This is a genomic window from Pilimelia anulata (assembly GCF_014647895.1).
Lineage (GTDB): Bacteria > Actinomycetota > Actinomycetes > Mycobacteriales > Micromonosporaceae > Pilimelia > Pilimelia anulata.
Genome location: NZ_BMQB01000005.1, coordinates 383,518 through 406,823 on the forward strand (window position 1 = coordinate 383,518; position 23,306 = coordinate 406,823).

Consider the following 23,306-nt stretch of genomic DNA (forward strand, 5'->3'; position numbering starts at 1 on the left):
ATTATCTCCCTTATGTGGCTCGAACAGCAGTAGCATCACTATTGCCCCCGGCAGCGTCATCCGCCCTCACCCCCCTCGACGCATCGAGGGCGGCATACCCGGCGTCAGCGGGTCCAGCGCACCTCGGACTCCGGCAGGTACCGGCAGGTCGCGCCGGTGGTGACCGCCGCGCGCAGGTGGGCCGCCAGCTCCGGGTGCCGCTCGTCCAGCTTCCGCAGGACGTCGTGGATCCGGGCCGTCACCGCCTTGCGCGCCCGCTCGGCCTCGTCGCCGAGCCGGCGGCTGCGCCCGCCCAGCCCGACCGCGTCGCGGAGCTGCCGCAGCAGCGCCTGCCGCTCGGCGTCCAGCCGGGCCGCCCGGCCGTCGTCGCCGCGGCCCAGCGCCCGCTCGATCTGCTCGTCCAGGTCGCCGAGCCGGCGCTTGTACTGCGCCTTCGCGGTCTCGTCCAGGACCGGGTCGCCGCCCAGCCCGCGCGCCGCGACCACGGTGTCGCCGCCCTCGGGGCTGAGCAGCCGGACGGCCGGCACGTCCACGCCCGGCTGCCCGAGCAGCGCGTGCAGGTCGCGCAGGCCCTTGGCGTCGCCGATGCGCACGGTCCGGCCGGCGAAGGCCAGCGTCCACGTCGACCCGCTGCGCCGGAACTCCGCCCCGGCCGGCGCCGCGGCCGGGGCGGCCAGCAGCGCGACCACGTGCGCCATGCCCAGCGCCGCCGCGGCCGCCCGGGCCTCGGCGGCCGCGCCGGCGGCGGCCGGGTCGCCCCGGTCGGCCAGCAGCCGGGCCAGGTGGGCCCGGGCGAGCACCGACCACGGCGCCGCCTGCAGCCGGTCGGCCGACTCGCGGGCGGCGGCCAGCGCCTCGGCCGCCACCGGCCACCGCCCCGCGGCCGCGTGCACGAGGCCCAGCCACAGGTCCACCGGGCCGCTGATGTCCGCGCCGTACAGCGAGACCAGCCACTGCCCCCGCACCGGCGTCAGCGCCTCCGTCGCCGCCCGGCACAGGTCCGCGTCCCCGGCCGCGGCGGCGGTGTGCGCGAGCAGCCGCAGCCGCAGCGGCTGCACGGCCCGGGGGAGCGCGGCGGGCTCGGCGAGGTAGCGCAGCCCCGGCCGCGGGTCGCCGCGCTCCACGGCGGTGATCGCCGCGAGCAGGTCCGGGTGCGGGTGGCCGGTGCCGGCCAGGCTGCGGTGCAGGCCGTCCAGCGCGTCGAACCGGCCCTGGAGCAGCCACAGGGTCCAGCGCAGGTGCTCGTCGACGTACTGGACGTCCAGGTTCTCCCGCGCCTCGGTCAGCGCCAGCGCCCGCCCCAGGTGCGCCTCGGCCTCGGCGAACCGGCCGGTGTGCGCGCTGACCACGCACCGGTCGATGTACGCGGCGTTGGCGTACCGGGCCAGCGCCTCCCGGTCGGCCAGTGCCACGAACGCGCGGAAGTGGTCCAGGTAGGCCGGGTCCCCGCGCTCCAGGTGCGCGACCCAGCGCAGCGACGCCGCGAAGTACTCCAGCTCCCGGTCGCCCCGCCGGTGCCCGACCGCGGCCAGCTCGTCGATCAGCGCCAGCCGCTCGCCGGCCGCGCCGGGGCCGCGCAGCGCGTCCAGCCGGGCCCACAGGCTGAACGCCAGCGCCTCGTCGTCGTCGCCCCGGCGGGCCGCCGTCGCCACCCGCCGGGTCAGGCTCTCGGCCAGGTCGTCGACCGAGTCCGGCGCCGGGCCGCCCGCGGGCCGGCCGTGCGCCTCGGCCAGCAGCGCCGCGGTCAGCGCGTCGTCGTCGCCGAGGCCGTGCAGGACCAGCGCCGCCCGGGCCAGCACGTCCGGGTCCGGCGCCCGGCGCGCGGCGGCGGCCACCTCGCGGAAGATCCGCCGGGCGGCGTCCCGCTCGCCGAGCCGGTGCAGCTCGCGGGCGAGGTCCAGCGAGACGATCGCGTGCCGGCGGGGGTCGTGGCCGGTCAGCAGCGCCAGCGCCCGGCGGTAGTGCCCGACGGCCTCCTCGGCGGCCAGCCAGGTGCCGGCCTCCCGGCCGGCGGCAAGCAGCAGCGCGACCCGCCGGTCCCGGTCCAGCGCGGCGCCGGCCAGGTGGGCGTGGTGGGCCAGCTCGGCGGCCCGGCTGCGGTCGGCCGCGCCGGGCCGGTCCAGCGCCCGGACCGCCGCGGCGTGGGCGCGCTGCCGCCGGTCCGCGGGCAGCCCGTCGTACAGCGCCTCCCGGACGAGGTCGTGGGTGAAGCCGAACCGCCCGTCGCCCTCGACCAGCACCAGCCGCGCGGCGACGGCGTCCTCGAGCAGCGCGTCCACCGCGTCCACCGGCTGCCCCGCGGCCGCGGCCAGCACCCGGTGGTGGAACCGCCGCCCCAGGACGGCCGCCGCGGTCAGCAGCTCGGCCACCGGCGCGGCGAGCAGGTCCAGCCGGGCCCGGACGGCGTCGCTGATCGGCGCCGCCATCGCGGTCGCGGAGCCGACCGAGGCCCACAGCCGGGCGACCTGCTCGACCAGGAACGGGTTCCCGCCGGTCCGGCCGAGGACGGTGTCCACCAGGTCCGCCGCCGGCTCGCGGCCGGCGGTCCGGGCGATGAGCCGGCCGACCTCGTCCCGGCCGAGGCCGGTCAGCGTGACGCTGGTGGCCTTCTCGGTCAGCGGGGCGAACAGCGCGCCCGGCGCGTGCTGCTCGGCCACCTCGACGTCCCGGTACGCGCCGACCAGCAGCAGCGGCTGCAACCACGACTCGCGCATGGCGAACCGGAGCAGCCGCAGCGACGCCGGGTCGGCCCACTGCAGGTCGTCCAGGATCACCGCGACCGGCCGCCGCTGCGCGGCCTCGACCAGGACGGACGTCACCGCGTCGGACAGCGCGAACGGCTCCGCGGCGGCGTCGGCGGCCGGCGCCTCGCCGAGCAGCGCGGCCAGCCGCGGCCCGCCCGCGGCGGCCAGCCCGGCCCACTCGCCGGCGCCGACGCCGCGGCGCAGCCCGCGCAGGACCTGCACCCACGGCCAGTAGCCGGGGGCGCGGTCGACGTTCGAGCACCAGCCGGTGAGCACCAGCGCCCCGCCGGCCCGGGCCTCGTCGGCCACGTGCGTCAGGAGCGAGGTCTTGCCGATGCCGGGCTCGCCGGTCACCAGGACGAGGCCGCCGCGGCCGGCGACCGCGGCGGCGAGGCGCGCGCGCAGGACCGCGGTCGGGTGGCTCCGGCCCAGCAGGGCCGGCGGCAGGGCGTCCATGACAGCTCGACCCTACCCGGGCCACCCGCCCGCCGGGCCGCCCGGTCAGTCCTCCCCGGCCGCGGCGGCCTCCTCGATCCGCAGGATCGCCGTCGACCAGGCGAAGCCCGCCCCGGCGCCGACCAGCGCGCAGAGCTGCCCCGGCCGCAGCGCCCCCGCCCGGCGCAGGTGGGCCAGCCCGCCGAACTGGTCGCCGGCGCCCAGGTGGCCGACCGTCCGGCCCCACTCCCAGGCGGTGCGTTCCAGCGGCACGTCCAGCGGTTCGAGGAACTGGTGCCGGACCCGGGGCAGCCCCAGGTTGGGCAGCACGAACCGGTCGATCTCCCGCGCCCCGACCCCGGCCGCCGCGAGCGCCCCGTCGTACGCCCGCCGCTGCCCGGCCCGGATCCGGTCCAGCAGCGCGGTCATCCCGTACCGGCGCAGCAGCCCCGGCCGGTGCGCGTCCAGGTCGATCGGCCGCCGGGCGGCGAGCGCGGCGGCGGCGAACGGGTCCGCCCCCCGCCCCAGCTCCTCCAGCTCCGGATCGGACACCGTGACCAGCCCGAGCAGCCGCGCGAACCCGCCCCGCCGGGACAGCACCGCCGCCGTGCCGCCGTCCCCGCACACCGTGCCCGGGTCGGTGTGCCACCGGTCGAAGCCGGGCGGGCAGAACCGGTCGCCCGTGGTGATCAGCACGCTGTGCCGCGCCGGCTCGGCGCGCAGGTGCGAGGCGGCCAGTTCCAGCGCGGCCATCCCGCCGTTGGAGAGCTGCCCGACGCCGACCGACGGGCAGGCGTTGCCGAGGGCGCGCCGCTGCACGTACGAGGCCGGCGCCCACAGGTCGTGGCCCTGGAAGTACGTGCTCGCGTGCAGCACCAGGTCCACGTCGCCGGGGCCGCGCCCGGCCGCCGCCAGCGCCGCCCGGGCGGCGCGCACCGCGAGGTCCGGGCCGGACTCCGCCGCCACCGCCACCGACCGCAGCCCCGTCCGCCGGATGGTCCGCCAGTCGGCCGCGCCGCTGGCCGCGACCTCGGCCACGGGCGTCGGCTCCGGCACGTACAGGCCGACGCCGGCGACGTGCAGCGCGGTCACGGCACCCCCTCCCGGGTACCCCGGGCGGGTCCCTCGCCCCGGCAGCGTCGGCGGCGTTGTTCGGGGGCGGCTGGAGCGGCGGCGGAGCAGCGCCGGTCCAACGCGCCTCCGGCGCGCCTCGAACCGCGGCCCGTATCCAGGTCCGGTGAGCGAACCGACGATCGACCCCGACCGGGTCGCCCTGCTCCTGCCGGGCCAGGGCGCCCAGTACCCGCGGATGGCCGCCGGCCTGTACGGCCACGACCCGGCGTTCAGCCGCGCGATGGACGAGGCGTTCGACCACCTCGGCGACGCCGCCGCCGGCCTGCGCGCCGAATGGCTGGCCGCGCGCCCGTCGCCGGCGTACGACGACGTGACCGTCGCCCAACCCCTGCTGTACGCCGTCGACCACGCCCTCGGCCGCGCGGTCCTCGCCCGCGGCGCCCGCCCCGCGGCCCTGCTCGGCCACAGCGTCGGCGAGCTGGCGGCCGCGACCCTGGCCGGCGTCCTCGACCTCGCCGACGGCATGCGGGTCATGCGCGCCCGGATGCGGCAGTTCGCCGACACCCCGCCCGGCGGGATGCTCGCGGTCGCCGCCGCCGTCGCCGAGGTCGCCGACCTGCTCGGCGCCGACGTCCACCTGGCGGCGGTCAACGCCGCCCGGCAACTGCTGCTCGCCGGCACCGACCCGGCCCTGGACCGGGTGGCCGCCGCCTGCGCCGCCCGCGGCCTCACCCACCGCCGGGCCCGGGCCCGGCAGGCGTTCCACAGCCCGCTGGTGGCCGCAGCGGTCACCGCGTCGCTGCCGGACTGGGAGCGGGTCCGCCTGCGCCCGCCGGCCCTGCCGGTCTACTCCGGATACACCGGCGCGCCGCTGACCGCGGCCGAGGCCACCGACCCGGGGTTCTGGGCCCGCCAGGCCGAGCGGACGGTCCGGTTCGACGCCGCCCTGCGGACGGTCCTGGCCGCGTACGACGGGGTGTTCGTCGAGGCCGGCCCGGGCGGCAGCCTCAGCGCCCTGGCCCGCCGGGCGGGCCGCCCGGCGCTGCCGCTGCTGCCCGACGGCCCGCGCGGCGACGCGGCGGACCGCGCGACGTTCGCGACCACCCTGGCCCGCCTGCGCCCGCCGACCCCGCCGACCCCGGCGCGGCCCGGCGCGGCCGTCCGTACCCCGGCGCGCCCGGTCGCCGAGCCGCCACCCGGCCCGGCGGCACCCCCGGCCCGCCCGGCTGCGCCGGCGGCGGGGCGGTGACCGCCGAGCCGGTCGCGGTCGTCGGGCTGGCCTGCCGGCTGCCCGGCGCCGACGACCCCGCCGCCCTCTGGGACCTGCTCGCCCGCGGCGGCGACGCGGTCGGCCCGCCCCCGCCCGGCCGCGACAACCGCCGCCCCGGCGGCTACCTGGCCGACGCCGACGGCTTCGACGCGGCGTTCTTCGGCATCCCGCCCGCCGAGGCCGCCGCGCTGGACCCGCAGCAGCGCCTGCTGCTCGAACTGGCCTGGCACGCGATCGAGGACGCCCGCCTCCCCGCCGACCGCCTGGCCGGCACCGACACCGCCGTCTACATCGGCGCCAGCGCCGACGACCACGCGGTGCGCAGCGCCGCCGCCCCGCCCGGCGTGTACACCCTGACCGGCACCGCCCGCGCCTTCCTGGCCAACCGCGTCTCGTACGCCCTCGACCTGCGCGGCCCGAGCCTGACCGTCGACACCGGACAGTCCTCGTCGCTGACCGCGGTGCACCAGGCGGTCCGCAGCATCCAGCACGGCGAGTGCGGCCTAGCCCTGGCCGGCGGCGTCCAGCTCAACCTGCGCGCCGGCGCCGACCGTACGGTCGAGGCCATCGGCGCCCTGTCCCCGCACGCCCGCTGCCGGACGTTCGACGCGGCCGCCGACGGCTACGTCCGCGGCGAGGGCGGCGCCGTCGCCGTCCTCAAGCCGCTGCGCCGCGCGCTGGCCGACGGCGACCGGATCCACTGCCGCATCCTCGCCACCGCCGCCAACCACGGCGGCCGCGCCGCCGGCCCGACCACGCCCAGCGCGGAGGCCCAGCACCGCCTCCTCACCGAGGCGTACGCCCGCGCCGGCCTCGCCCCCGCCGCCGTCGGCTACGTCGAACTGCACGGCACCGGCACCCCCGTCGGCGACCCGGTCGAGGCCGCCGCCCTCGGCGCGGCCCTGGGCCGCCACCGCCCGCCGGACGCGCCGCTGCTGGTCGGCTCGATCAAGACGAACATCGGGCACCTGGAGGGGGCGGCGGGGATCGCCGGCTTCCTGAAGGCCGCGCTCGCGGTGCGGCACCGCCGGATCCCGCCGAGCCTGCACTTCCACCGGCCGGCGGTGGACCTGGCGGCGCTGGGGCTGCGCGTCTGCGCCGAGCTGCGGGACTGGCCGGCCGGGACCCCGGCCGTCGCCGGGGTGTCGTCGTTCGGCATGGGCGGCAGCAACTGCCACGTGATCCTGGCGTCCCCGCCCGACCCGGCGCCCGCGACCCGCCCCGCGGCGGCCGCCCGGCCCGTGGCGCTCCTGCTGGGCGGCCACGACGCGGCGGCCGTGCGCCGCCGCGCCGCCGACCTCGCCGACCACCTGGCCACCCCCGCCCCGGCCGGTTCGCTGGCCGACGTGGCGCTGTCCCTCGCGGACACCCGCGCCGCCCTGCCCGCCCGCGCGGCCGTCGTCGCCGCCGACCGCCCCGCCGCCGCCCGCGCCCTGCGCGCCCTCGCCGCCGACGCCCCCGACCCGGCCGTCGTGACCGGCGCCCGCCCGTACGGCCGGATCGCCTTCCTCCTGCCCGGCCAGGGCGCACAGCGCCCCGGCATGGGCCGGCTCCTCTACGGGGCGTACCCGGCGTTCGCCCGCAGCCTCGACCGGCTCGCCGGGCACCTGTCCGAGCCGCTCGGCGTACCGCTGACCGACCTGCTCTGGCACCGCCCCGACCTGCTGGACAACACCGCCCACACCCAGCCGGCCGTCTTCGCGGTGACCGTCGCGACCTGCGACCTGCTCCGCACCCTCGGCATCGTCCCGGACCTGCTGGTCGGCCACTCCCTCGGCGAGCTGACCGCCGCGTACCTGGCCGGCGCGCTCCCGCTGGCCGACGCCTGCCGCCTCGTCGTCGCCCGCGGCCGCCTGATGGGCGCCCTGCCGCCCGGCGGCGCGATGGTCGCCGTCCAGGCGACGGAGGAGGAGGCCCACCGCGCGGCCGCCGCGGCGCGCACCCACCTGAGCATCGCCGCCGTCAACGGCCCCCGCTCGGTCGTCCTCTCCGGTACCGCCGCCGCCGTCGGGGCCGCCGCCGACCACTTCGCCGGCCTGGGCCGCCGCACCCGCCGCCTGCGGGTGTCCGGCGCCAACCACTCCGCGCTGATGGACCCGGCCGCCGCGGACCTGCGCGCCGCGGCCGCGGCGGTCGACTGGCGCACCCCGTCCGGCCCGACCCTGGTCTCCGCCCTGACCGGCGACGCGCTCGCCGCGGTCACCCCCGACCACTGGGCCCGGCACCTGCGCGCGCCGGTGCGCTTCGCGGCGGCGGTCCGCCGGGCGCACGACCTCGGCGCCCGCCTCCTCGTCGAGGCCGGCCCGGGGCACGCGCTGACCACGGCGGCGGCGGAGACCGTCCCCGACGCCACCCGGGCCGCCCCGCTGGGCGACCCCGACGAGCCCGCCGGCGTGGCCCGCCTGGTGGCCGCCGCGAGCCTGGCCGGGGTACCGGTCGACTGGCGCGCGGCGGCCGGCCCGGCCCGGCTCGTGGACCTGCCGCGCTACCCCTTCGCCCGCCCGCTGCCGACCCCGACCGCGTGGACGGACGGCCCGATCGCCGCTGCCCCGCCCGCCGCCGGCCCGACCACCGGCGGTCCCGCTGCCGGCGGCCCCACCACCGGTGGCCCCACCACCGCCGGCCCGGCCGCCGCGGACCCGGCCACCCTGGTTCTGGACCGCACCCGGGTCGCCCTCGGCTGGCCGGACGGCACCCCGGTCGACCCGCAGCGGGCGTTCACCGACCTCGGCCTGGACTCGCGGATGGCGGTCGCCCTGCGCGACGACCTGGCCCGCCGGACGGGCCGGGAGCTGCCGGCCACCCTGCTGTTCGACCACCCGAACCCGGCGGCGCTGGCCGCGGCCCTGCGCGGCGACGACCCGCTCTGACCTCGCGTTTCCGGCGCGGTTCCACACTTGCACGAACCCCTCCCATCGCCCTGCGTCGATCGTTACGGTGACCGCTCGTACCTCGCCGAACGAAGGGGTGTGCCGTGCGTCCGAAGAGTCTGCTCGCCGCCGCCGCGGCCGCGATCCTGGCCGGCACCGCCGCGCCGGCCGCCGCGGGCCCGCCGCCCGCCGGGGAGTACGCCGGCATCGTCAACCTCTGGACGTGCTCGGGCTCGCTGGTCCGGTTCACGCAGTCCGCCGACACCGACCGGGCGCTCGTCCTGACCAACGGCCACTGCTGGGAGAAGGGCTTCCCCACGGCCGACCAGGTGATCTACCGGGAGCCCAGCAAGCGCACGGCGCTCGTCCTCCCGCCGGACGGCGACGGCACCGGCACCGGCTTCCCGGCCGACCGGATCGAGTACGGCACCATGCGCGACACCGACGCGCTGATCTACCGCCTCGCCGCCACGTACGCCGAGGTCCGCGAGCGCACCGGGATCTCCGCGCTGACCCTCGCCGCCCGCCCGCCCGCGCCCGGCATCCGGATCGTGGTCACCTCCGGCGCGAAGAAGAAGATCTACCGCTGCACGTACGACAAGCAGGTCCACCGGCTCAAGGAGGGCACCTGGGTCTGGCGGGACGCGATCCGCTACCCGGAGTGCCCCGTGATCCCCGGCACCTCCGGCTCCCCGATCGTGGACCCGGCCACCGGCCTCGTCGTCGGCGTCAACAACACCACGCCGATGGGCGGCGGCAACTGCCAGTTCAACAACCCGTGCGAGGTGGACGAGGACGGCCGGGTCACGGTCACCCCGAAGGCGGGCTACGGCACGCAGACGTACCTGTTCACCGAGTGCCTCAACGAGCGCCGGGAGATCGACCCGACCACCCCCACCTGCCGGCTCCCGAAACCGCCGACACCCACCCCCACCCGATAAGGACTTGCCGTGAACCGAATCCTCTGGACCCTCTGCGCCCCGCTCGCGATCACCGCGCTGCTCCCGGCGACCGGCGTCGCCGCCGCGCACCGCGCCGCCGACCCGACGCCGTCCACCCGCATCGTCGGCGGCAAGGAGCTGACGTCGCTGGAGCAGAACCCCGGCGCCACCGGCCTGCACGTGAAGACGGACATCCCCGGCAACGGCGGCTTCATCTGCGGCTCCATGCGCATCGGCCCGACCTGGGTGCTGACCGCGAAACACTGCATCATGGACAAGTACACCTACACCCAGGTGTCCACCAACACCATCAAGCGCAGCGAGGGCCCGCGGCCCAACATCGTCCGGGTCATCAAGCACCCGAAGAAGATCGACCTGGCGCTGGTCGAGATCGACGACGCGAACGCCCCCGGCAAGATCCTGCCGTACAGCGACAAGGGCCCGGCCATCGGTTCGTCGGTCCTCAACTACGGCTGGGGCCGGGTCGACCCGGACAACCCGAGCCCGGTGCTGAAGGTCGCCGAGGGTACCGTCGCGCGCTACTCGCAGAGCCCGGTCACCAGCCCCATCGACCTGACCGAGGGCGTCGACCTCATCTTCAAGCCGGTGGACGGCCTCTGCTGGCTGGGCGACTCCGGCGGCCCGCTGCTGGACCGGACCGGCGCCGTCGTCGGCGTCACGTCGTGGAGCAACGGCAACGGCACCATGAACGGGATCTGCGCCCACCTCTCCCTGGCCCACCAGGGCACCGCGAAGTGGATCGCCGACACGACCGGCATCAAGCCGGGGACGCGGTTCTGAGGTCCCGGACCCCGCGATCGGCCCGTTCGTGGGAGGCCGAGGCGTGGGCGCGCCGGCCCCTTCGATCGGGGCCGGCGCGCCCACGCCGGTCACCGGCCGGTCGGCGCCCGGTCGACGTGGGTCAGGTGCAGGCGAACTGGCGGGAGTTGTACCCGCCCTCGATGGACCAGTACTTGGTCGCGCTGCTCGTGCACTGGTAGTTGGCCCCGCCGGTGCCGGTGGCGACGGTCGTCCAGGTGCCGGTCGGGTTCACCGGCAGGGGCCCGTCGTACCGCCGGATCTGGATCGGCTGCGGCGTCGACTGGGTACCGCAGACCAGGTAGTGGTAGGCCCCCAACTGCCCGCCGGCGAGCGTCATGCCGCGGCGGGGGTGGCACGCGCGGGCCTCCGCCGGGGCGGCGACCACCGCCGTACCGGCAATGACGGCGCCGACCGCCACGGCCGCCGCGCTGATGCGGCGCATCCGCTGGAACATCGGGACTCTCCTCACGTCACCCGGGCGGTCCGCGACCGCCACCGGAGCGGGTGCCCGGCCGGCGGGGCGCCGCGTTCGTACGTCGGGCGGGCGCCGGGTGGCCGGAGTCATGGCCGCCCACAGTGGATCGGACCGCGGGCCCATGACGGCACAGGCTGATTTGGAAAGGCTAACCTAATTTCCGAGTGCGGAGCAGTGCCGGCGACCGCACCACCCGCAAGCGTGACGCCGGCCGGGCGACGGCATCGTCGCCGCACCCCGACTCCGGTCAACGGCCGCGGATCGGCCGGCACCGGGCCGCCCGGATCGGGGGCGGGCTGGTCGGGCCGAACCCTTGCCGCGGGCGGACGGATCGGGTCGGAGCCTGGCCACCGAACGCCGACACCGACCCGCCATGAGGTCAGCGACGTCATGGCGCCCCCGAAAGGTAGTTGTGGTCGGCGGGCAGGATGGTGGCATGACGCTGTTCGTGTGCGGCCGGTGCGGCGCGCGGCTGACCGCGAACGTGGCGGAGATGCCCCTGCCGACCGCCCAGACCGAGGCGGGCCCGCTTGTGCCCGCCGGCCGGTACGCGACCGCCCCGCCGCCGCCCGGCGACCCGGCGCAGCGCGGAATCGTGGTCCTGAACCCCGCGGACGTCGTCCACCTGGAACCGCACCCCGAATCCGCCCGCTCCGCGGGCTGCTGCGGCCCGGCCGGCGGCGACGGCTGGAACCGGCGCTGCCGCTGCGGCGCCGATGTGGCGGTGCTGGCGGCCGACTGCTGGCAGGCGGCCGAGGTCCGGCTGAACCCGGGGCTGACCCGCCGCGCCCGCGGCCCGGCGCCGCGCGGACCGGTACTGCGTTGACCGCTGCCGCGCGGCCCCCCGCTGGGCGTCAGCAGCAGCCCGCCGGTGCCCCGGCGGTGACCGGCCGGCCGGCGCCGGCCGGGGTGCAGCACGCCGCGCCGGCCGGCTTGTCGCGCCGGTCGGCGTCGGCCTTGACGGTGTACACCTCCCACGGCTCGCCGCCGGGCCCGCGGACCCACACCTTGTCCTGCAACGCGTAGCAGCACTCGGTGTCGTTCTCGGCCACCGTGGCCAGCCCGGCGCCGGCCAGCCGCTCGGCGGCGGCCTCGACCTCCGCCCCGGTGAGGACCTCGACCCCGAGGTGGTCCAGCGCGGTCGGCTCGCCGGCGGCACCGTCGAGGAGGACCAGCTTGAGCGGCGGGTCCGCGACGGCGAAGTTGGCGTAGCCCGGCCGGCGCTTCGCGGGCTCCACCCCGAACAGCCTGGTGTAGAAGGCCACGGAGCCCTCCAGGTCGGACACCCGCAGCGCGAGTTGAACACGGGACATGGCAATTCTCCCGACCGCCGGTCACCCGGCTTCTGCTTAGATGGCTATCGAATCAGGGTCCCAGCCTTGCACGCTGTTTCGAGAACTGTCAAGCTAGAAGCATGTCGAAACAAGAGCTGCCGGTGGTGAACCCCGGCGCCGTCGCCTGCTGCCCGCCGCTGTCGGTCAGCCCGCTCGACGCCGCGCAGGCCGCGACGGTGGCGCCGATGTTCAAGGCGATGGGGGACCCGGTCCGGCTGCGCCTGCTCTCGCTGATCGCCTCGGCGCCCGAGGTCTGCGTGTGCGACCTGACCGCGGGCTTCGCCCTGTCCGGCCCGACGATCTCCCACCACCTGCGGGTACTGCGCGAGGCCGGCCTCATCGCCGGCGAGCGCCGCGGCACCTGGGTCTGGTACCGCGTCCGCCCCGACGCGCTCCGCCAACTCGGCGCGCTGCTCGCCCTCGCCACCCCCGCCACGTGACCGCCCCGCCGCTCGCCCGCCGCCTGCTCGCCGAGTTCACCGGTACCGCGCTGCTCGTCCTCGCCGTCGTCGGCTCCGGGATCATGGCCGAGACCCTGTCCCCGCACGACGCCGCCGTCCGGCTGCTGGCGAACTCCCTCGCCACCGCGCTGGCCCTCGGCGCGCTGATCCTGACGTTCGGCCCGGTCTCCGGCGCCCACCTCAACCCGCTGGTGTCCGCCGCCGACTGGTGGCTGGGCCGCCGCCGCGGCACCGGCCTCACCGCCCGCGCGCTCGGCGGCTACGTACCGGCGCAGGTCACCGGCGCGATCGCCGGCGCCGTCCTGGCCAACACGATGTTCGACCTGCCGCCGGTCAGCCTCGCCCACACCGCCCGCACCGGCGCCCACCTGTGGCTGGCCGAGGCTGTCGCCACGACCGGCCTGATCGCCCTGATCTTCGCCCTGGCCCGCTCCGGCCGGACCGCGCAGGCGCCCGCGGCGGTGGGCGCGTACATCGGCGCGGCGTACTGGTTCACGTCCTCGACGGCGTTCGCCAACCCCGCGGCCACCGTCGGGCGCGCGTTCTCCGACACGTTCACCGGCATCGCGCCGGGTTCGGTACCGGGCTTCGTGGGCGCCCAGGTGGCCGGCCTGCTGCTGGCACTCGGCCTGCTGGCGGCGCTCTACCCGTCGGCCGGGGGTGCCGCCGACGTGGTCGTCCCGCACGACGATCCGCCGACTGTCGACACCGAGGAGGCCACCCGTGGCCGGTAGGCCGAGCGTGCTGTTCGTGTGCGTCCACAATGCCGGCCGGTCGCGGATGGCCGCCGGGTGGCTGCGTCATCTCGGCGGCGACCGGGTCGAGGTCCGGTCGGCCGGGTCGGCGCCGGGGGAGCGGGTCAACCCCACGGCCGTACGGGTGATGGCCGAGGTCGGCATCGACATAAGCTCGGGCGCTCCGACGGCGTTGAGCCGGGAGTGGGTGGAGGCGGCCGATGTCGTCGTCACGATGGGCTGCGGCGACACCTGCCCGGTGTTCCCGGGCAAGCGGTACGAGGACTGGGCCCTCACCGACCCGGCCGGCCAACCCCTCGACGTGGTCCGCCGGGTACGCGACGAGATCAGAACCCGCGTGCAACACCTGCTGACCGACCTGACTGGCACCGGATGAGCAACCCGCCGCATCTCCCCGCGAGCCCGCGCGCGACCGCCGGCCGACTCACCCCGGGCGACATCGCCGCCCTGTACCGGACCATCGATGACCTGGTAACCCTCGACACCATCCGGGGATCGACCGGTCTCGCCCCCCGCGCCGCCGCGGAGTTCCGGACGGCGGCAGCGCGACTCGGCGCCGACCCGCGGGCCGCCCGCGACGCGGCCGCGGTCGTCGCCGAGCTGGGCGAGGTCGCCGCCTGGATCGCCCACGACGCCGACGACCAGCCGGCGTCCCGTCGGCTCGCCGGCGAGGCACTGCTGATCGCACGCCGCGCGGGCGACGTGAACATGGAGCGGTTCCTCGTCTCGCACCTGTCCATGCAGGCCGCCCACCTCGGCCGGGGCACCGAGGCCCTGGCGCTGGCGGACCGGGCGCTCGCCGGGGGGCCGCGATCCAAGCGGGTACGGGCGATGTTCGCCGTCCGTCGCGCCCGCGGCCTGGCGCTGCTCGGCGACCGGGATGCCGCCCTCGATGCTCTGGCCGCCGCGCGGTCACTGCTGGCCGACAGCGTCCGGATCGAGGACCCACAGTGGACGTGGTGGCTGCACGAGGCCGAGTTGGCCATCCACGAGGCGCGGATCCGGGCAGCCGTCGGCGACCTGCGCGGCGCGGTGGACCTGTCGGCGCGGAGCGTGGCGGTGCTGCCCCCGCGGCAGGGCCGGGACGCGGCACTGTACCGAGCGTGGCTGCTGCACGACCTGGTGGCCGTCGGGGCGTGGTCGGACGCGTCCGGGGTGGCGGGGGAGCTGCGCGCCCGGGGCGGGGCAGCGCGCACGGCGCGGGTGGCCGGCATCGTCGCCCGAACGCTCGCCCTGGCCGAGCGGGCGGCCGCGCCGACGGCGGTCAAGGATGCGCTGCACGCGCTCGCCGTTTGACGCCGTCGAGAACGGCGAATGTTCGCCTTTCGGGCGCAGGTTGTCCCCGGGATGTCCCCATACGGGGAGTGACCGGGATTTGATCTACGTTTGAGCGGTTTTTCCCAGCTCAGCAGGGTGCCCCCGACAGGAATCGAACCTGCGACCTGCGGTTTAGGAAACCGTTGCTCTATCCCCTGAGCTACGAGGGCGCGCGAGCACTCAGCCTACACGCCCCACCCACCCCGCCGACCCCCGCCGCATCACCGGCCCCGGCCCCCGCCGATCCCCGCTCCCACCCCCCACCCGGCGGTACGATCCGCAAGAAAGCCCTGCAAATCCGGTCGTCCCACGCAGTACCGGAGCGCACTGCTTCCGGTCCCGCGCGGCCGCCGCGACGAGCAGCCCACCCCGGCCCGTGCCGGTACCCCGCCGAGGCGGGGACGGTCGGACCCCGCGCACCTCCGGAGGGCACCATGGCCAAGCACGGGACCATTCGCGCCGGTACCAACCTCACCCCGGCGGACCTGCCGCCCCTCGACGTCGCCACCACCCCCGCCGCGGAGATGAATGCCGCCGGGATGGCCGCGGCCGGCATGGCCGCCGAGCGGCCGGTGATCGAGGAGGCGCCGTTCGCGTGGCGGGCGCTGGCCGTGCTGGGGGCGGCCACGATGGCGTTCGGGATCGCGGCGCTGGCCTGGCCGAACGCGTCGATCACCGTGCTGGCGGTCATGCTGGGGGCCTGGCTGCTGGTGGCCGGGTTCGCGCGGATCCTCGGGGCGTTCCTGCCGCGCGGCGGCGGGGTGGGGGAGCACGTCATGTCCGGGGTGACCGGGGTGGTGTTCCTCATCGCGGGGGTCGCCTGCCTGCGGGACCTCGCCCGGGGCGTGGGGCTGCTGGCGGCGATCGTGGCCGTGGCGTGGATGCTCAGCGGGGTGTCCGCGATGATCATGGCGTTCCGGGCCGGGGGCGGGGCGCGGATGGCGTTGGTGGCGCTCGGGCTGGTGTCGCTGGCGGTCGGGATCATGTTCCTGGTCATGCCCGAGATGTCGCTGACCGCGCTCGTGCTGATGATCGGGATCAGCGCGCTCGCGATCGGGGCCATCGAGGTGGCGTCGGCGTTCCAGCTCCGCCGGGCGCTGCCCTAGGTGGCGGGCGGGGCGCGCCGTCCGGCCGTCACCCTGGTCGCCCTGCTGCTGGTGTACGCGCTGATCGTCGCGTTCGACACGACGGCGTTCACCGGGCCGCTGCGGATCGCCGGGGTGGCGGTGGCGCTGGTCGGCGCGCTGCGCTGGCGGCGCCGCCGGCTCGCCCCGGCGCTGGCCGTGGCCGGGGTCGCGTTCGGGCTCAGCGTCGCCGCGTCGGTCACCGGGGCCGGCGACCTCGCGGTGGCGCTGTCCGCGGGGGCGATGCTGCTGGTCGTCGCCGCGGCGACCGCGGCCGTCGGCCGTACGGTGCTGCGGCCCGCGACCGAGGAGCAGGCCGTGGCGGGGGCACTGTCGGTGTACCTGCTGCTGGCGCTGTTCTTCGCCACCCTGCACCAGCTCCTCGCCGCGGTGACCGCCGGGCCGTACGTGCACGGGGTGGACCGGGCCGACGACACCGCCGGCTTCCTCTACTTCAGCGTCATCACGATCACGACCGTCGGGCTGGGCGACCTCACCCCGGTGGGGGACGCGGCCCGGGCGGTCACGCTGTCCGAGGCGCTGGTCGGGCAGTTGTACCTGGTGGCGATCGTCGGCGCGGTGGTCAGCGCCTGGACCCGCAAGCCCCGCCCCGACCACCCGGACCCACACTGAGCCCCGCGGCGCCGTCCGCCGGCCGCCTCGCGACCCGCCGCCTCGACCGTGCCGCGACCCGGCCGAAGCGAGCAGCGGGTCAGCGGGCGAAGGTGCCCACGGTCGCGGCGCCCGCCAGTTCGTGCCCGGCCAGCGCGCGGTGCACGTCCGCCGGGTCCGGGTGCGCCGGCAGGTCCAGCGGGGCGTCGACCGCGAACAGCCGGAAGACGTACCGGTGCGGGCCGTCCCCGACCGGCGGCTGCGGGCCGCTCCAGCCCGTCTCGCCGAACCCGTTCGGCCACTCCCGGGCGCCCGGCGGCACCCGGCCCTCGCCGACCCCGGCGGTGTGCGGGTCGATGCCCGTGACGAGCCAGTGCAGGAACGGCTCGTCGCCGGGGGCGTCCGGGTCCTCGCAGAGCAGGATCAGCTCCTCGGCCGTGTCCGGCACGCCGGACCAGGCCAGCGGCGGCGACACGTTCCCGCCCGGCCGGGACAGCCGCGGCGGCAGCGGGGCGTGCTCGTCGAACGCGTCGCTGCGGACCGTGAGCAGCGCGCCCGGCACCCCGCGCAGCGGCGCCTCGTACGGGAAGCCCAGCGGCTCCGGCGGCCGGCCGAACGGCTCGTGCTCGTCACTGACTCGGGTGCTGCTCATGCTCACCTCCGCGGCGGATCAACGGTCCCGGGCGTACCCCGGCAGAGGCCGACAAAACGTGACCCCCGGCGGCGCCGATAGACTGCGCGGACTTCCCTGGATCCCGGCCGCGGCGGCCGTACGGACGGAGTGTCGATGCTGACCATGCAGCAGGCCCTGGCGCGGCTCGCGGAGTACTGGGCCGGGCACGGCTGCCTGACCGTCCAGCCGATGAACACGGAGGTCGGCGCGGGCACCCTCAACCCGGCGACGTTCCTGCGCATCCTCGGCCCCGAGCCGTGGCGGGTGGCGTACGTCGAGCCGTCGGTCCGCCCGGACGACTCCCGGTACGGCGACAACCCCAACCGGATCCAGACGCACACCCAGTTCCAGGTGATCATCAAGCCGGAGCCGGTCGACGCGCAGGAGCTGTACCTCGGCAGCCTCGCCGCCCTCGGCATCGACGTGGCCGCGCACGACGTGCGGTTCGTCGAGGACAACTGGACCTCGCCCGCGCTCGGCGCCTGGGGCCTGGGCTGGGAGGTCTGGCTGGACGGGCTGGAGATCACCCAGTTCACGTACTTCCAGCAGGCCGGCGGGCTGAACGTCGACCCGCCGTCGGTCGAGATCACGTACGGCATCGAGCGCATCCTCATGGCGCTGCAGGGCGTCACCCACTTCAAGGAGATCGCGTACGCCGAGGGCATCACGTACGGCGAGGTGTTCGGCCAGGCCGAGTACGAGATGTCCCGGTACTACCTCGACGACGCCGATGTGGACACCAACCGCGCCCTGCTCGACGCCTACGCCGCCGAGGCGCAGCGGATGATCGACGCGAAGCTCCCGGTACCGGCGCAGAGCTACGTCCTGAAGTGCTCGCACGCCTTCAACGTCCTCGACGCCCGCGGCGCGGTCTCGACCGCGGAGCGGGCGGCCGAGTTCGCCCGGATGCGCCGGCTCGCCGGCGACGTGGCGAAGCTGTGGGTGCAGCGCCGCGCCGAGCTGGGCCACCCGCTCGGCCTCGCCGCCGCGCCCGCGGCCGGCGTCGCCGCCGCGGCCCCGGCGCCGGCCGACGACCGGGCCCGGACCCTGGTCTTCGAGGTCGGCACCGAGGAGCTGCCGCCCGCCGAGGCCCGGGCCGCCACCGACCGGCTCGGCCGGGAGATCACCGAGCGGCTCGCCGCGACCCGGCTCGCGCACGGCGCGGTCGCCGTCCGGGCCACCCCGCGCCGGCTGGTCGCGACCGTCGCCGACGTGGCCGCCCGCGAGCCCGACCACGTCCGCACGGTCAAGGGCCCCAAGGTCGCGGCGGCCTTCCGGGACGGGCAGCCCACGCCCGCCGCGGCCGGCTTCGCCCGGTCGCAGGGCGTCGCCGTCGAGGAGCTGACCAGGGCGGACGTCGGCGGGGTGGAGCACCTCGTCGTCCAGCGGGAGGAGCGCGGCCGGACCGCCGGCGAGGTGCTCGGCGAGGTGCTCGGCGGGGCCGTCGGCGCGCTGCGGTCGGCGAAGAACATGCGCTGGGCCGACCCGGACCTGTCGTTCAGCCGGCCGATCCGCTGGCTGCTCGCGCTGTGGGGTGAGCACGTCGTACCCGTCACCGCCGGCACCCTGGCCGCCGGCCGGACCACCCGCGTCCTGCGCACCGCCGCCGCCCCGACGGTCGAGGTCGCCGACGCCGACGGGTACGCCGGCACCCTGGCCGCCGCCGGCATCGTCGTCGACCCCGACGCCCGGCGCCGGGCCATCCGCGACGGTGCGGCGGCGCTCGCCGCCACCGTCGGCGGGACCGTCGACCTCGACGGCGAGGCCGCCCTGGTCGAGCAGGTCGCGTACCTGGTGGAGCAGCCAACGCCGATCCTCGGCGCGTTCGACCCGGCGTACCTCGACCTGCCCGCCGCCGTGCTCACCACCGTGATGCGCAAGCACCAGCGGTACCTGCCGGTGCGCGGCGCCGACGGGGCGCTGCTGCCGTACTTCGTCGCGGTCGCCAACGGCCCGGTCGACGCCGACCGGGTCCGGGCCGGCAACGAGGCGGTGCTGCGCGCGCGGTACGAGGACGCCGCCTTCTTCTACCGCGCCGACCGCGGCACCCCGCTCGACGCCCTGCGCGACCGGCTGCGCCGGCTCACCTTCACCGACAAGCTCGGCTCGATGGCCGACCGCGCCGCCCGGATCGGCGGCCTGGCCGGCGGGCTGGCCGACGCGATCGGCCTGGCCGGCGCCGACCGGGCCACCCTGGACCGCGCCGCCGAGCTGGTCAAGGTCGACTTCGCCGCGCAGATGGTCACGGAGCTGACCAGCCTCGCCGGCGTGATGGCCGGCGACTACCTGCGGCACGCGGGCGAGAGCGCCGCCGTCGCCGACGCGGTGTCCGGGGCCGAGCAGCCGCGCGCGGCCGGCGACGCCGTACCGGCCACGCTGCCCGGCGCCCTGCTGTCCCTGGCCGACCGGCTCGACCTGCTCGTCGGGCTCGCCGCCACCGTCGGGCTGCCGACCGGCAGCAGCGACCCGTTCGCCGTCCGGCGGGCCGCGCTCGGCCTGCTCGCCGTCCACCGCAGCCGCCCGGCGTTCGCGGCGCTCGGCCTGCGCGCGGCGCTGGCGGCCGCGGCCCGGCGGCAGCCGGTGGACGTACCGGACGCCGTTCTCGACGCCATCGACGAGTACCTGACCGCCCGGCTGGCCCAGGCGCTCACCGAGGAGGGCCACCCGGTCGACCGGGTCCGGGCGGTCCTGCCGTACGCCGACCGGCCGGTCCGCGCCGACCGGGCGCTGGCGCAGCTCGCGGCGGCCGTGGAGAGCGACCGGTTCCGCGCGCTGGCCGAGGCGATCCAGCGGTGCCGGCGGATCGTGCCCGGCGACGTGGCGGCGGGGTACGACCCGGCCGTACTGGTCGAGCCGGCGGAGCGCGCGCTGCACACGGCGCTGGCGGACGTCCGGTCGGAGCTGCCCGAGCGGCCGGACCTGGACGAGTTCGGCAAGATCGCCGGGCGGCTGGTGGCGCCGATCGGGGTGTTCTTCGACGAGGTGTTCGTGATGGCGGAGGAGCCGGCGCTGCGGGCGGCCCGGCTGGGGCTGCTGGCGACGGTCCGGGACCTGGGCGCGGGCGTCCTCGACTGGGACCAGCTCCGCCTCTGACGCCCGGCCTCCCACCGCCGGCCGGTACGGGGCGCTCGCCCGGCTGGCCGGCGGTCAGGACAGGGCGCGGCTGGTCAGCCAGGTGCCGGGTACGCGCCACGTCTCCACGCTGAACGGCGCCCCGCGCCGGGCCGGGTTGTTGCGGAAGACCGTGAGGTCCCCGCCGGGCGCGACCGCGATCAGGTCCCCGCGCCCGTCCCCGTCGGCGTCGGTGCCGGCGAGCTGCCGGTGCCCGGCCCAGCGCAGCTCGGCGATCCGCCAGGCCGCGGCCCCGAACGGCGCCCGCCCGACCACCCCTGCCGGCCCGGCCGGGCCGGCTGGCGTGGTTGCTCCGGCCGGCGCGCCCGGGCCGCCGGGCCCGGCGGCTCCGCCGGGGGTCGCGGCGCCCGCCGGTGCGGCGGCAGCGCCGGTCGGGCCCGTCCGGGCGGCCGGTGTCGTGGCGTTCGCCGTGGGCGCCCGCCCGGTGCCGGTGTTCCGGAAGCCCTGGAGGGAGCCGTCCGTCGCGGCGATCACCAGGTCCGCCCGCCGGTCCCGGTCCAGGTCGGTGAGCACCAGTTGCCGGACCCCGACCGGGGCGACGATGCGCCAGGCCGGCTGCCCGGTGAACGGCTGCCGCGGGTCGCCGGTGTGCACGAACCCGACCAGCCCGCCCGCGCCGTCGACCCCGACGAGGTCGGCGTACCCGTCCCCGGTGAGGTCCCCGGCCGCGAGCTGGCGCAACTGCTGCCACTGGCCGGGCATCGACCAGGTGGCGTCCCCGTACGGCGCCGCGCCCGCCCGGACCGCCCGCCCGCCGTGCCGGTGCACGGTGAGCGTGCCGTCGGTCCGGGTGGTGATCAGGTCGGCGAAGCCGTCCCGGTCGACGTCGCCGCGGGTCAGCCGGGCGGCGGTGGACCAGTCCCGGACCGCGTCCCGCCACGCCACGGCCGGCCTGCCGCGGCGGGCCGCCCGCTCGTACCCGAACAGCCGCCCGTCCCCGTCGATCGCCACCAGCCCGGGCGCCCGGCCCACGGGCACCGGGGCGACGGTGGGCGCGCTCGGCACCCCGACCGCGGCCCCGCCCGGCGGGTGGACGTACCCGGAGATCAACACGTTGTTGGCGCCCGCCCGGGCGGTCAGCGGGTCGACGTCGCGCTCGACCACGGCGTTGCCGTAGTTGCCGTCGACGGTGCGCAGGACGCCGTCCGGCCGGACGGCGGTGACGACCGCGACATGCCCGCCGAGTTCGCGGGCGGGCTCGCCGTAGACGACCAGGTCACCGGGGAGCGGGCCGCCGCCGCGGGTGCCCGGCGGGCGGGCGCTGAACAGGCCGCGCGCCTGCCCCCAGCCGCCGAGGGCGGTGGCCATGTACTCGCCGCGGGGTACGTCCGGCACGCCCGCCTGCTCCCACACCCAGGTGGCGAACATCGCGCACCAGTCGGTGCACAGCGGCCCGTACGGCTGGCACTTGCGCCCGCTGGCGGCCACGCCGACCTCGGCCCGGGCCCGCGCGACGATCGCCGCGCCGGGGCCGGCGGCCGGATCGGCGGGGACGGTCGGGGCCGCGCCGGCGGGCGCCGCCGCCAGCAGCAGCGCCAGGGTGGCGATCGTCGCGTACCGAATCCGCCGCACCACTGCTCCCACGGTCTGTGCCCCCACACCGCTCGCCGTCTCGCGCTCCCCGCCGACCTTACTGTCTCGCCGTCCGACAAAGTGGACATCGACGGAATCGGATTTCTACCCCGCCGTCCCCACCGACCCCACGCCGACCACGAGAAACACCGCCGGGCCCCGACTCGCTCCACCACGAGAAACACCGCCCCCGGCCCACCCGGCCGAGAGAAACACCGCCCGCCTCCGAACCGCCCGGCCGAGGGAAGCGCCGCCCCGCTCCCGCCCCGCCCGGCCGAGAGAAGCTCCTCTCGGAGCCCGACCCCGTCCGGGCCGGGAGGACGCCTCGCGGCGGTCGTTGGGGTGAGGTGTCTGTTCGAGAGGGTTGTCGGTGTCCCCGGATATGTTGATCTTGTGGGTTCGGGTTGCGGGGTGGGGGCGGGCGCCCCGGCAGGGGCGGTCAGGCTTGATCCCCTGCCGGGGCACCCGCCCCCACCCCGACTGGCGCCGACCCGTTGGATGCGACCCGTTGGGCGCCGGGTGTTGGCGGCGTCACTCCGTCGTTCGTGCGAAGTGCGGTGCGGTGCGGCGGCGGTAGCGGCAGCAGCGGCAGGGGTGCGCCCGGTGCTCGGCGTGGGGTCTCCGGAGTGGACTCTCCGTGATCGGTGCCACTCCGGTGCGGCGCGAATCTGTACTAATACGGGTTTTTGCCCCGGACTCGATCCAGCTCTATATACTGACGATTAGTCAAAGTCAACCGGATGAACGGCTGGATTTTTGTAGGATGGTTGCCATAGGTTAAGTGTGCGCCCAGCCCCCACGCGTTCGATCCAGGAGGACTGATGAGCACGACAGTGCCGACCCGCACCAGCAGCCCGGCCCCTGTCGAGACCGAGTTCGACAGCGTCTCCCGCGAGCGCCTCGCGCTGCTCGCCTCGCTCCCGGCGCAGCACCCCTCCCGTTCGGCGCTGCGCGACTCGGTCATCGAGTCGTGGCTGCCGCTGGCCCGCAAGCTCGCCCTGCGGTTCACCCACCGCGGCGAGAACACCGACGACCTGATCCAGGTTGCCACGCTCGGCCTGATCAAGGCCGTGGACCGGTTCGACCCGTCCCGCGGCGTCGACTTCGCCGGGTTCGCCATCCCGACCATCGTCGGCGAGATCAAGCGCCACTTCCGCGACCGTACGTGGGACGTGCGCGTCCCCCGCCGGCTCCAGGAGCTGCGGCTGCACATCGCCGAGGCGCGGTCCACCCTCACCCAGAGCCTCGGCCGCTCGCCGACGGTCACCGACATCGCCGACCACCTCAGCGTCAACGAGGAGGACGTGCTCGAGGCGCTGGAGGCGGCGCACGCGTACAACGCGGTGTCGCTGTCCACGCCGCTCGGCGGCCACGACGACGGCGGCGGCGAGCTGGCCGACACGCTGCCCGAGCCGAGCGACGACTACGCCGCCGCCGAGCTGCGCGCCTCGCTCGGTCCGGCGATCGCCCAGCTCGACCCGCGCGAGCAGAAGATCGTGCTGCTGCGCTTCTACGGCAACATGACCCAGTCGCAGATCGCGGCCGAGGTCGGCGTCTCCCAGATGCACGTGTCCCGGCTGCTCACCAAGGCGCTGGGCAAGCTGCGCGGCGCCCTCGCCTGAGCCAACCATCCGCCCACCGGCGACACCCGGTCCGCCCGCCGCGGACCGGGTGTCGCTTCGTATCGCCCGCCCG

Annotated in this window: 19 protein-coding genes and 1 tRNA gene; 13 read left to right on the forward strand and 7 right to left on the reverse strand. The window is 77.1% G+C overall.

Translation table 11 applies throughout. The features are described from left to right. Positions 1-104 precede the first annotated feature (104 nt). Positions 105-3,200, reverse strand: coding sequence for an ATP-binding protein (locus IEY94_RS14025; protein WP_189170586.1), 3,096 nt, complete (start codon positions 3,198-3,200; stop codon positions 105-107). A gap of 45 nt (positions 3,201-3,245) precedes the next feature. Continuing rightward, positions 3,246-4,271 (reverse strand): ketoacyl-ACP synthase III family protein, encoded by a 1,026-nt coding sequence (locus IEY94_RS14030; protein ID WP_189170664.1) that lies wholly within the window; start codon positions 4,269-4,271, stop codon positions 3,246-3,248. A 145-nt stretch (positions 4,272-4,416) separates the two neighbouring features. Here IEY94_RS14030 and IEY94_RS23575 point away from each other — a divergent pair, with 145 nt between their 5' ends. The 4 genes from IEY94_RS23575 (at position 4,417) to IEY94_RS14050 (ending at position 10,135) form a co-directional block, all read left to right on the forward strand. After that, positions 4,417-5,502: an acyltransferase domain-containing protein gene (locus IEY94_RS23575; protein ID WP_268244840.1), complete on the forward strand. Its 1,086-nt coding sequence runs from the start codon at positions 4,417-4,419 to the stop codon at positions 5,500-5,502. Further along, entirely contained in the window at positions 5,499-8,393 is a 2,895-nt protein-coding gene (locus IEY94_RS14040; protein ID WP_189170587.1) for a type I polyketide synthase, read from the forward strand. The genes IEY94_RS23575 and IEY94_RS14040 overlap by 4 nt, the downstream gene beginning before the upstream one ends. A gap of 104 nt (positions 8,394-8,497) precedes the next feature. Beyond that, on the forward strand, positions 8,498-9,334 hold the full coding sequence (locus IEY94_RS14045; protein ID WP_189170588.1) for a trypsin-like peptidase domain-containing protein: 837 nt from the start codon (positions 8,498-8,500) through the stop codon (positions 9,332-9,334). A 9-nt stretch (positions 9,335-9,343) separates the two neighbouring features. Next, the gene (locus tag IEY94_RS14050) at positions 9,344-10,135 is read left to right on the forward strand and encodes a S1 family peptidase (RefSeq protein ID WP_189170589.1); all 792 of its coding nucleotides are present in this window, start codon (positions 9,344-9,346) and stop codon (positions 10,133-10,135) included. A 121-nt stretch (positions 10,136-10,256) separates the two neighbouring features. Here the strand turns inward: IEY94_RS14050 and IEY94_RS14055 are convergent, their stop codons facing one another. After that, the gene (locus tag IEY94_RS14055; protein ID WP_189170590.1) at positions 10,257-10,610 is read right to left on the reverse strand and encodes a hypothetical protein; all 354 of its coding nucleotides are present in this window, start codon (positions 10,608-10,610) and stop codon (positions 10,257-10,259) included. Positions 10,611-11,067: 457 nt separating this feature from the next. On the opposite strand from IEY94_RS14055, the gene IEY94_RS14060 reads away from it, so the two are divergent. Then, positions 11,068-11,457, forward strand: a complete 390-nt coding sequence (locus IEY94_RS14060; protein ID WP_189170591.1) for a hypothetical protein — start codon at positions 11,068-11,070, stop codon at positions 11,455-11,457. 28 nt (positions 11,458-11,485) lie between these two features. Here the strand turns inward: IEY94_RS14060 and IEY94_RS14065 are convergent, their stop codons facing one another. Beyond that, positions 11,486-11,944 carry an ArsI/CadI family heavy metal resistance metalloenzyme gene (locus IEY94_RS14065; RefSeq protein WP_189170592.1) on the reverse strand — a complete coding sequence of 153 codons (459 nt, stop codon included), beginning with the start codon at positions 11,942-11,944 and terminating at the stop codon, positions 11,486-11,488. Positions 11,945-12,045: 101 nt separating this feature from the next. Between IEY94_RS14065 and IEY94_RS14070 the strand changes: the two genes are divergently transcribed. Genes IEY94_RS14070 through IEY94_RS14085 form a run of 4 tightly spaced genes read left to right on the forward strand, consistent with a single transcriptional unit; the run spans position 12,046 to position 14,477 of the window. Further along, positions 12,046-12,405 carry an ArsR/SmtB family transcription factor gene (locus IEY94_RS14070; RefSeq protein WP_189170593.1) on the forward strand — a complete coding sequence of 120 codons (360 nt, stop codon included), beginning with the start codon at positions 12,046-12,048 and terminating at the stop codon, positions 12,403-12,405. Further along, positions 12,402-13,160, forward strand: a complete 759-nt coding sequence (locus IEY94_RS14075; protein ID WP_189170594.1) for an aquaporin — start codon at positions 12,402-12,404, stop codon at positions 13,158-13,160. Before IEY94_RS14070 ends, IEY94_RS14075 begins: the two co-directional genes overlap by 4 nt. Beyond that, positions 13,150-13,557, forward strand: a complete 408-nt coding sequence (locus IEY94_RS14080) for an arsenate reductase ArsC (protein WP_189170595.1) — start codon at positions 13,150-13,152, stop codon at positions 13,555-13,557. Before IEY94_RS14075 ends, IEY94_RS14080 begins: the two co-directional genes overlap by 11 nt. Beyond that, positions 13,554-14,477 carry an NsdA family TPR-like regulatory protein gene (locus IEY94_RS14085; RefSeq protein ID WP_189170596.1) on the forward strand — a complete coding sequence of 308 codons (924 nt, stop codon included), beginning with the start codon at positions 13,554-13,556 and terminating at the stop codon, positions 14,475-14,477. The genes IEY94_RS14080 and IEY94_RS14085 overlap by 4 nt, the downstream gene beginning before the upstream one ends. Before the next feature lie 118 nt (positions 14,478-14,595). Here IEY94_RS14085 and IEY94_RS14090 read toward each other — a convergent pair. Next, positions 14,596-14,668, reverse strand: a tRNA-Arg gene (locus IEY94_RS14090). Between the two features lie 264 nt (positions 14,669-14,932). Between IEY94_RS14090 and IEY94_RS14095 the strand changes: the two genes are divergently transcribed. Both IEY94_RS14095 and IEY94_RS14100 read left to right on the forward strand, forming a co-directional pair. Next, positions 14,933-15,604, forward strand: coding sequence for an HdeD family acid-resistance protein (locus IEY94_RS14095; protein ID WP_189170597.1), 672 nt, complete (start codon positions 14,933-14,935; stop codon positions 15,602-15,604). After that, positions 15,605-16,255: a potassium channel family protein gene (locus tag IEY94_RS14100; RefSeq protein WP_189170598.1), complete on the forward strand. Its 651-nt coding sequence runs from the start codon at positions 15,605-15,607 to the stop codon at positions 16,253-16,255. Positions 16,256-16,334: 79 nt separating this feature from the next. Here the strand turns inward: IEY94_RS14100 and IEY94_RS14105 are convergent, their stop codons facing one another. Next, entirely contained in the window at positions 16,335-16,886 is a 552-nt protein-coding gene (locus tag IEY94_RS14105; protein WP_189170599.1) for a YbhB/YbcL family Raf kinase inhibitor-like protein, read from the reverse strand. A gap of 129 nt (positions 16,887-17,015) precedes the next feature. On the opposite strand from IEY94_RS14105, the gene IEY94_RS14110 reads away from it, so the two are divergent. Further along, on the forward strand, positions 17,016-20,000 hold the full coding sequence (locus IEY94_RS14110) for a glycine--tRNA ligase (protein ID WP_229783843.1): 2,985 nt from the start codon (positions 17,016-17,018) through the stop codon (positions 19,998-20,000). 54 nt (positions 20,001-20,054) lie between these two features. Here the strand turns inward: IEY94_RS14110 and IEY94_RS14115 are convergent, their stop codons facing one another. Continuing rightward, complete coding sequence (locus tag IEY94_RS14115; protein ID WP_189170601.1) at positions 20,055-21,611, reverse strand: FG-GAP-like repeat-containing protein; 1,557 nt, start codon at positions 21,609-21,611, stop codon at positions 20,055-20,057. A gap of 821 nt (positions 21,612-22,432) precedes the next feature. On the opposite strand from IEY94_RS14115, the gene IEY94_RS14120 reads away from it, so the two are divergent. Next, complete coding sequence (locus tag IEY94_RS14120; RefSeq protein ID WP_189170602.1) at positions 22,433-23,233, forward strand: RNA polymerase sigma factor SigF; 801 nt, start codon at positions 22,433-22,435, stop codon at positions 23,231-23,233. Positions 23,234-23,306: the final 73 nt, after the last annotated feature.